This window comes from Sphingomonas sp. CCH15-F11 (assembly GCF_001557005.1).
GTDB lineage: Bacteria > Pseudomonadota > Alphaproteobacteria > Sphingomonadales > Sphingomonadaceae > Sphingomonas.
This window is the reverse complement of the sequence record NZ_LSKG01000039.1, coordinates 1-7825: the sequence shown is the minus strand read 5'-3', so window position 1 is coordinate 7825 and position 7825 is coordinate 1. Positions and strand designations below refer to the sequence as shown.

Below are 7825 nucleotides of genomic sequence, written 5' to 3'. Positions count from 1 at the left end.
CGCCGAGGCAAGCCTGGCGACACGGCCGAACCAGCTCGAGCAGGCGCTGGCGAAGGCGGAGGCACAGGCGCGCGCCGCGATCGACGCCGCCGACGCGGCCCGCGCCGCCGAAGCGGTGGCCGACGCCGATGTGCGGCGCACCGAGACCGCGCTGCGCGCCGCGGCCGAGGCCGCATCCCAGGCGCGCGAGGCGCGGGCGGGCGCAGTGGCGCGCGCCGAGAACCAGGAGCTGCGTCGCGTCGAGATGGGTCGGCTGTCGGGCGAACGCTTCGAATGTCCGCCGCCGCTGCTGCCCGAACGCGTCGGCTTCGCGGCGGACACGGTACGCACGCCGGGCGACGAATCGGCGCGGCACGAACGGCTGGTGGCCGAGCGCGAGCGGATCGGCCCGGTCAATCTGGTTGCCGAGCGCGAGCTCATCGAGCTGGAGGAAGCCCGGGCCAGCCAGGCGCGCGAGCAGGCGGAGCTGACCCAGGCGGTCAATCGGCTGCGCGGGTCGATCGGCACCCTGAACCGTGAGGGGCGCCAGCGGCTGCTGGCGGCGTTCGAGGCGGTCAACGGGCATTTCGAGCGGCTGTACGCGACGCTGTTCGGCGGCGGGGCGGCGCACCTGGCGCTGATCGACGCCGACGACCCGCTCGAGGCGGGGCTGGAGATCATGGCGCAACCGCCGGGCAAGAAGCTGCAGTCGCTGACGCTGTTGTCCGGCGGCGAACAGGCGCTGACCGCGGTGGCGCTGATCTTTGCGCTGTTCCTGACCAACCCGGCGCCGATCTGCGTACTCGACGAGGTCGACGCGCCGCTCGACGACGCCAATATCGACCGTTTCTGCGACCTGCTCGACCATATGGTGGCGGTCACGCGCACCCGTTACCTGATCGTCACCCACAATGCCGCGACGATGAGCCGGATGCATCGCCTGTTCGGCGTGACGATGGTCGAGCGCGGGGTCAGCCGGCTGGTGTCGGTCGATCTGGGCGGTGCGGAGACGCTGCTGGCGGCGGAGTAGGCGCGAGTCGGCTGGGTTCGACGCGCCAGCCCGCCAGGGTGGCTTTCATCCGGGTGCAGCCACCCGCCGTGCCGGGGCGGTTACCCGGAACGACGTGCGTTTCACGAGCGGCACGGTGGACCCTGGCACGCGGCCGGGGTGACGATCGAGGGACTGGGCAGGGACGCTGGGGCGCGCCCGCGTCAATTCCCCGCGCGGTAACGCTGCTCGGCTTCGATCATGTAATCGCGGGTCAGCGGCAATGCGGTGCGCGAGCGCGAATATTGCAGCTGGTAGTTGACGATGCGGCCGTGGCGGAAGCTGACGCACGAGCCCGCGAGATAATATTGCCACATGCGCAGGAAACGCTCGTCATAGAGCGCGATGATCTGGTCCTTGGCGGCGGCGACGCGATCATACCAGGCCTGGAGGGTATGCGCGTAATGAAGGCGCAGCACCTCGATATCCGTCGTGAACATGCGGTTGTCCTCGTTCGCACGGACGATTTCGGACAGGGCCGGGATGTAGCCGCCGGGAAAGATGTACTTCGCGGTGAAATGGTCGGTGACGCCGGGGCCGTCGAGGCGGCCGATGGTGTGGAGCAGCATCACGCCATCCGGCGTCAGCAGTTCACGGCACTTGTTGAAGAAGGTCCGGTAATGCGGCGGGCCGACATGTTCGAACATGCCGACCGAGACGATGCGGTCGAAGGGCCCGGCGACCGCGCGATAGTCGATCAGCTCGAACGTCACCTGGTCGGCCACCCCGGCTTCGGCGGCGCGGCGCTGTGCGACCTTGAGCTGTTCTTCCGAGAGGGTGATGCCGTGGACGCGCGCGCCCGTCTTGGCATTGAGATACAGCGCCATGCCGCCCCAGCCGCAGCCGATGTCGAGCACGCGCATGCCCGGTTCGAGCGCCAGCTTGGCCGCGATATGCGCCTTCTTGTCCGATTGCGCCTGTTCGAGGCTGTTGGCCGGATCGGTGTAGTAGGCGCAGCTATACTGGCGGTCGGCGTCGAGGAAGAGGTCGTAGAGCCGGTCGGACAGGTCGTAGTGATGCGCGACGTTGCGCTTCGACCGGCGTTCCCAGTTGATCCGGTCGAGCCGGCGGACGATGTTCGCGCGCGCCTGGCTGATCGCGCCGGGGCGCAGCACGACGCGGCCGTCCTCCCACGGATTGTTCGCGCTGACCAGGTTCAGGAGCGCCATGATGTCGCCCTGTTCGATGATCAGCCGTCCGTCCATAAACGCTTCGGACGATCCCAGGCTGGGATCGCGCACGATCGCGCCGGCGACGCCCTTGTCGGCGAAGCGGATCGTCACTGCGCCCAGTTCCGGGTCGGGCGTGCCGAACTTCTTGGTCTTGCCGCCGGGATAGATGACGGTCAGTTCGCCGCGCTTGACCGCGCGGGCGAAAAACAAATCGATCAGTGCCATGCCGGGGGTGCTAACCTGTCCAATTCCGTTGCGCCAGCGCAAGCTTTCTCAAATGCCGCCATACCATTCATAGCCGGCGGCATCTTCCCAATAGCCGCCCTTGCCGCGATAGATGCCCGAAAGCGAGGACACGGCCTCGATCCGCTCGATATATTTGGCCTGCTTGTAGCCGAGCTGGCGCTCGACGCGCAGGCGCACGGGCGCGCCGTTGGGCACGCCCAAGAGATGGTCGTTTAGCGCCCAGGCAAGGATCGTCTGAGGGTGGAAGCCGTCGACCAGGTCGATCGATTCATAATAGGGTCGCCGCGATGCGCCGTATAAGTCGGCGCAATGGAAGACGAGGTAGCGCGCGCTGTCCTTCAGCCCCGCGGCCTGCAGGATCGGCCCCAGCTTTGCGCCATGCCATTTGCCGATCGCGCTCCACCCCTCGACGCAATCGTGCCGGGTGATCTGGGTGCGCGACGGCATCTGGCGCAGCTGGGCCATGCTGAGCGCCAGCGGACGGTTGACCAGCCCGTCGACGCGCACCCGCCAGTCGGCGAAGTTGCCGGCGACATGGGCATTATAGGCATCGGTATTGGGGTTGCGCGTTCCGTTGGCACGGAACACCGGCGACATCTGTTCCGGGCGGAATTCCTTGGCCAGCGCGTTGCGCGCGGTCAGCGAACGCTGGATACGGAAATGCGCATCCTCGCCCTCGAACAGCAGGTCGCGGAACGCGGGATTGTTGCCGAGCGCGTCGCAGCCGGCAAGCAGCGCACCCGCGCCGGTGGCAAAGCCGGTCAGCATGGTGCGGCGGGTCAGGATACGGCTCATGCCTGCGGCTCCTCATGCGCGATATGCAGCCGGCCGGTGATCATCGACCGCACTTCGTTGAACGCGCCCGCCAGGATGACCAGCGCCAGATGCACGATGATGAAGCCGATAATGCCGAGCATCGCGATGAAATGAAGCGACCGCGCCGATTGCCGGCCGCCGAACAGGTCGACGAGCCAGGGCCACGCCGCGTTCATCCCCGGCGACATGGCGAGCCCGGTGAAGATGACCAGCGGGATCAGGACGAAGATCGCGACGGCATAGGCGATTTTCTGCAGCACGTTGAACGCCGCCGGATTGGCGGGGTCGTGAAAGCGGAACGCCCAGTGTTCCTTGATATCGGCCCACAAATGACCCGGCGTCAGTTCGCGCGCGCGGATCCGCATGTCGCGCTGGAAATGCCGGTTGAGCAGGCTGGCGACCATGAAGATCAGCAGCCCGAAGCCGAGGATCAGCGCGAAGCTGAGATGCCAGCGTCGCGCAAGGGCCAGATTGTAGGTGGACGGTATGGTCAGCCAGCCGGGAAAGCGCCCGCCGGCAAACCAGTCGCCGACGCGGAACCACGGCGTGTCGAGATTGGCGCCATATTGGCCCCAGTACAGCTGGGGATGGGCATTGAGGATCATCAGCCCGGTGCCGATCATCACGAAGATCGTCACCGCATTGATCCAGTGCCACAGTCGCGTGGCGAGGCGGTGGCGATAGACGGATACGCGCATGGGCCCCGGTTCGTGTGCGTGGGGGGAAGCGGTTACATCGGAACCCGCCATGGCCGCGTCGTCCGGTGCGGTTTTCGTCGCCATGCCTCCAGTCCCCTTCAGAGGCGAGCCTAGATCAAAATTGCGGTTGCAGCAGGGGGCCCGCCGTAGCGACATCAGAATAGGGCAATATTCGGAAAATAGGCGCGCAAAAAGAAGATCGCGGTGGTCACGCAGGTGACGACGATCGTCCAACCCCGGATCAGCGCCGGGGCCAGCCGCTTGCCCAGTGCCGCGCCGCCATAGCCGCCGACGGTCGCCCCGATCAGCATCGGGACGCACAGCCCCCAGGAAACGATGCCGGCGAACACGAAGATCAGCGTCGCCGCGGCATTCGCAATCGCGAGCATCAGCGTGCGCGCCGCCATCAGCCGGTGCGGCATCACGCCGGCGAGCAGCCCCCAGGTCGCGGTCATCATCAGGCCGACGCCACCGCCGAAATAGCCGCCATAGGTGCCGAGCAGCGCCTGGGCGACGACCAGCGTGCGCTGACCGATCGTCAGGCGGGCGTGCAGCGCCGCACTCGCCCGCCGGCCGAAGAGCAACGCAAGCGTCGCGATCAGCAGCAGCCACGGGATGAGCAGGTCGAAGACCCGCGTCGGCGTCGCGACGAGCAGCAGGCTGCCGGTAAGCCCGCCGGCAAAGGTCACCATGCCCAGCGCACGAACCGACAGGCCGCCGATCGGCTCAAGCCCCGTCCGGTACGACCATGCGCTGGCGATCGCGCCCGGCTGCAGGGCGACGTTGCTCGTCGCGTTGGCGACCGGGGCGGGAAGGCCGAGCGCGACCAGCGTCGGCATGGTGGCAAAGGTGCCGCCCCCGGCCAGCGCGTTCATCGCGCCGCCGAGCAATCCGGCGAGCGCGGCGAGCAGGGAGGCGGTGACCGGGTTCATGCGGGCTCCGATAGCGGATCAGGGCCGCGCGGCAATGGTGCGCGCCTGCGCTGTTTCAACTCCGGGACACCCCAGCCGTCAGGCCAGCGAAAGCTGGTCTCTCATGCTGTCAGTGCGCGCAATTGGCCCGAGGCCCCAGCTTTCGCTGGGGCGACGTGGCTCTGGATCAGGTTTCGGCGCGTCCGCGCCGGTCAGCCCTGGGCGCTGGCCGGACGACGGCCGCCGCCGCCGCCACCACCGCGGCCGCGACGATTGCCTCCGCCTCGATTGCCGCCCGGGCGACCCGCGCCCGCCGGCTGGGCGGCATGCGTCGCGCGCGGACGGCGCGGGCCCTGTTGCTGGCGCGGGCGGTCGGGGCGTTCGGCGGGGATCGGGCCGACCCGGCTCGACTTGATCCGATCCGCCTCCGCCTGGAAGTTGGCGGGCAGCGGCACGACCGAGATCGACTGGCGGGTCAGCTTTTCGATGCTGCGCAGATAGGGGCGCTCATCCTCCGCGCAGAACGCAAAGGCGATGCCGGTCGCGCCGGCACGCGCCGTGCGGCCGATGCGGTGGACATATTGTTCGGCGACATTGGGCAGCTCGAAATTGACGACATGGCTGACCCCCGACACGTCGATGCCGCGCGCGGCGATGTCGGTGGCGACCAGGATCGGCACCTTGCCGGCACGGAACTCCGCCAGCGCCTTTTCGCGCTGCGGCTGGCTCTTGTTGCCGTGGATCGCGTTGGACGCGATGCCGTTCGACGCCAGCAGCTTCACGACACGGTCGGCGCCATGCTTGGTGCGGGTGAAGACCAGCGCGCGGTCGATTTCGTTCTTCTGGAAGAACAAGGTGAGCAGCGCCTGCTTTTCCGCCTGGTTGACGAAGGTGACATATTGCTCGACGCGCTCGGCGGTGGTGGCGACCGGCGCAACCTTGACCTCGACCGGATCGGTCAGGAACTTGTCGGCAAGGTCCTTGATGTCCTTGGGCATGGTCGCCGAGAAAAACAGCGACTGGCGGTTCTTGGGCAGCATCGCCACGATCTTGCGCAGGGTATGGATGAAGCCCAGGTCGAGCATCTGGTCAGCCTCATCGAGCACCAGGATCTCGAGGTCGCCCAGGCTCATGCAGCGCTGTTCGATCAGGTCCATCAAGCGGCCCGGGGTGGCAACCAGGATGTCGACACCCGCCGACGTGTCGCGGCGGTTGCGCGCGATCGGCACGCCGCCAAACACGGTGGCGACGGTCAGCTTGGTAAATTTGGCATAGGCGCGCGCGCTGTCGGCGATCTGGCTGGCCAGTTCGCGCGTGGGGGCGAGCACCAGCATGCGGCAGCGCATCGGCTTGCGCCGTTCATTGGCCTTGACCAGATTGTCGATCGACGGCGCGATGAACGCCGCGGTCTTGCCGGTGCCGGTCTGGGCGATGCCGAGCAGGTCGCGGCCGTCGAGCAGCGCGGGGATCGCTTGGCGCTGGATCGGGGTGGGGTCGGTGTAATTCTTGGACGCAAGCGCGTCGAGCACGGCCTTGGAAAGGCCAAGCGACTGGAATGTCATAAAAGTTCCTGAATATAGGTCGGCTGCGCCGCGCACAGACGCACGACGGCCGGGGTCGAGATTGACGACCCGCGTGACTAGGGAAGCCGGTGGAGCAAAAGGGCCGAGCCGGGGCGACTTGATCGCCCGATCACGCTGCATGAGGCCGTGCTGCGACGCGGCAAATAGGCGCGTTCGCCCGGAAAGTCAAGGTTGGCGTGGAATGACGCCGTCCGGACCCACCCGGAAATGCGTCGCCGCGCCGTCGATGGCCGCGAACAGCGCCGGTTCGGTGCCGGTCATCCACACCTGGCCCAGACCCGCCAGCCGATCGAACAGCGCGGCGCGTCGGACGGGGTCGAGATGCGCGGCGACTTCATCGAGCAGCAGCACCGGCGCGCGCGCGGTGCGGCGGGCGACCAGCGCGGCATGGGCCAGCACGATACCGATCAGCAGCGCCTTTTGCTCGCCGGTCGAGCAGAGATGCGCGGGCTGATCCTTCTCAACATGCGTGACGGCCAGGTCACAGCGATGCGGGCCGGACAGCGCCCGCCCGGCGGCGCGATCGCGCGCGCGACCCCGCGCCAGTTGGTCGAGCAACCCCGCGGCGTCGCCCTGCCAGCCGGTGAGTTCGAGCGCGGCGCTCGGGAAGGGTGCCGCGCCGGCGGCGTCCAATTCGGCCTGAAGCAGCGCCAGCGTCTCGCGCCGTGCCGCATCGATCGCCGCGCCATGTTCAGCCATGCGCCGCTCCAGCGCGGCAAGCCAGGCCGGATCGGCGGGGCGATCGCCGGCGAGCAGCCGGTTGCGCTCGCGCATCGCGGCTTCGTAGCGTGTCGCCTGCACCCCGTGCCCGGGCGCGAGCGCCAGCGTCAGCCGGTCGAGGAAGCGACGACGATCGCCGGCCGCGTCGACGAACAGCCGGTCCATCGCCGGGGTCAGCCAAAGTACCGTCAGCCGCTCGGCAAGCGCGCTGGCCGGCGCCGGCGCGTCGTTGATCCGCACGATCCGGCGTTCGGGCGCGGCGGATTCCGCCCCGGTGGCGATCGACACGCCGTCGCCCAGCATCGCGGCAACGCCGAAGCCGCCGGGCCCGTGCTGGCGCGCCATGTCGCCAAGTGCGGCGCGCCGCAGGCCGCGACCGGGGGCAAGCAGCGAAATCGCCTCCAGCACATTGGTCTTGCCCGCGCCATTGTCCCCGGTCAGCACCACGCGACCCGGCCCCGGCATCAGCGTGGCGAGCGCGTGGTTGCGAAAATCGGTGAGCCGCAGGCGCGTGAGCATGAACTCGTCCCTAGAGCGTTTCCGCAGCGCGGGGAAACGCGTCACGCGACCGACGTCGCGACAGCCGGACCCGATCGATGCGTCTGTGCGCCGACCATGCCGCGCGGCATCGGCAACGCGATCGTGGCGGGGG

The 7825-nt window shown here is 68.4% G+C and carries 6 protein-coding genes and 1 pseudogene; 1 reads left to right on the top strand and 6 read right to left on the bottom strand.

Going from position 1 to position 7825, the window contains the following annotated elements; translation table 11 throughout:
- A pseudogene (locus AX709_RS04265) lies at positions 1–1009 on the top strand (chromosome segregation protein); the annotation flags it as partial.
- Between the two features lie 182 nt (positions 1010–1191).
- On the opposite strand, the gene AX709_RS04260 reads toward AX709_RS04265, so the two are convergent.
- The 6 genes from AX709_RS04260 to recF all read right to left on the bottom strand — a co-directional run bounded on the left by AX709_RS04260 (position 1192) and on the right by recF (position 7692).
- Positions 1192–2424 (bottom strand): SAM-dependent methyltransferase, encoded by a 1233-nt coding sequence (locus AX709_RS04260; protein WP_066547181.1) that lies wholly within the window; start codon positions 2422–2424, stop codon positions 1192–1194.
- Between the two features lie 48 nt (positions 2425–2472).
- The gene (locus tag AX709_RS04255) at positions 2473–3240 is read right to left on the bottom strand and encodes a molybdopterin-dependent oxidoreductase (RefSeq protein WP_066547171.1); all 768 of its coding nucleotides are present in this window, start codon (positions 3238–3240) and stop codon (positions 2473–2475) included.
- A complete protein-coding gene (locus AX709_RS04250) occupies positions 3237–3959 on the bottom strand; it encodes a cytochrome b/b6 domain-containing protein (RefSeq protein ID WP_066483205.1) in 723 nt (240 codons plus the stop codon). Before AX709_RS04250 ends, AX709_RS04255 begins: the two co-directional genes overlap by 4 nt.
- Before the next feature lie 155 nt (positions 3960–4114).
- Positions 4115–4891, bottom strand: coding sequence for a sulfite exporter TauE/SafE family protein (locus AX709_RS04245; RefSeq protein ID WP_066547168.1), 777 nt, complete (start codon positions 4889–4891; stop codon positions 4115–4117).
- 191 nt (positions 4892–5082) lie between these two features.
- On the bottom strand, positions 5083–6432 hold the full coding sequence (locus AX709_RS04240) for a DEAD/DEAH box helicase (protein ID WP_066547166.1): 1350 nt from the start codon (positions 6430–6432) through the stop codon (positions 5083–5085).
- A gap of 186 nt (positions 6433–6618) precedes the next feature.
- Positions 6619–7692 carry a DNA replication/repair protein RecF gene (gene recF / locus AX709_RS04235; protein WP_066547161.1) on the bottom strand — a complete coding sequence of 358 codons (1074 nt, stop codon included), beginning with the start codon at positions 7690–7692 and terminating at the stop codon, positions 6619–6621.
- Positions 7693–7825: the final 133 nt, after the last annotated feature.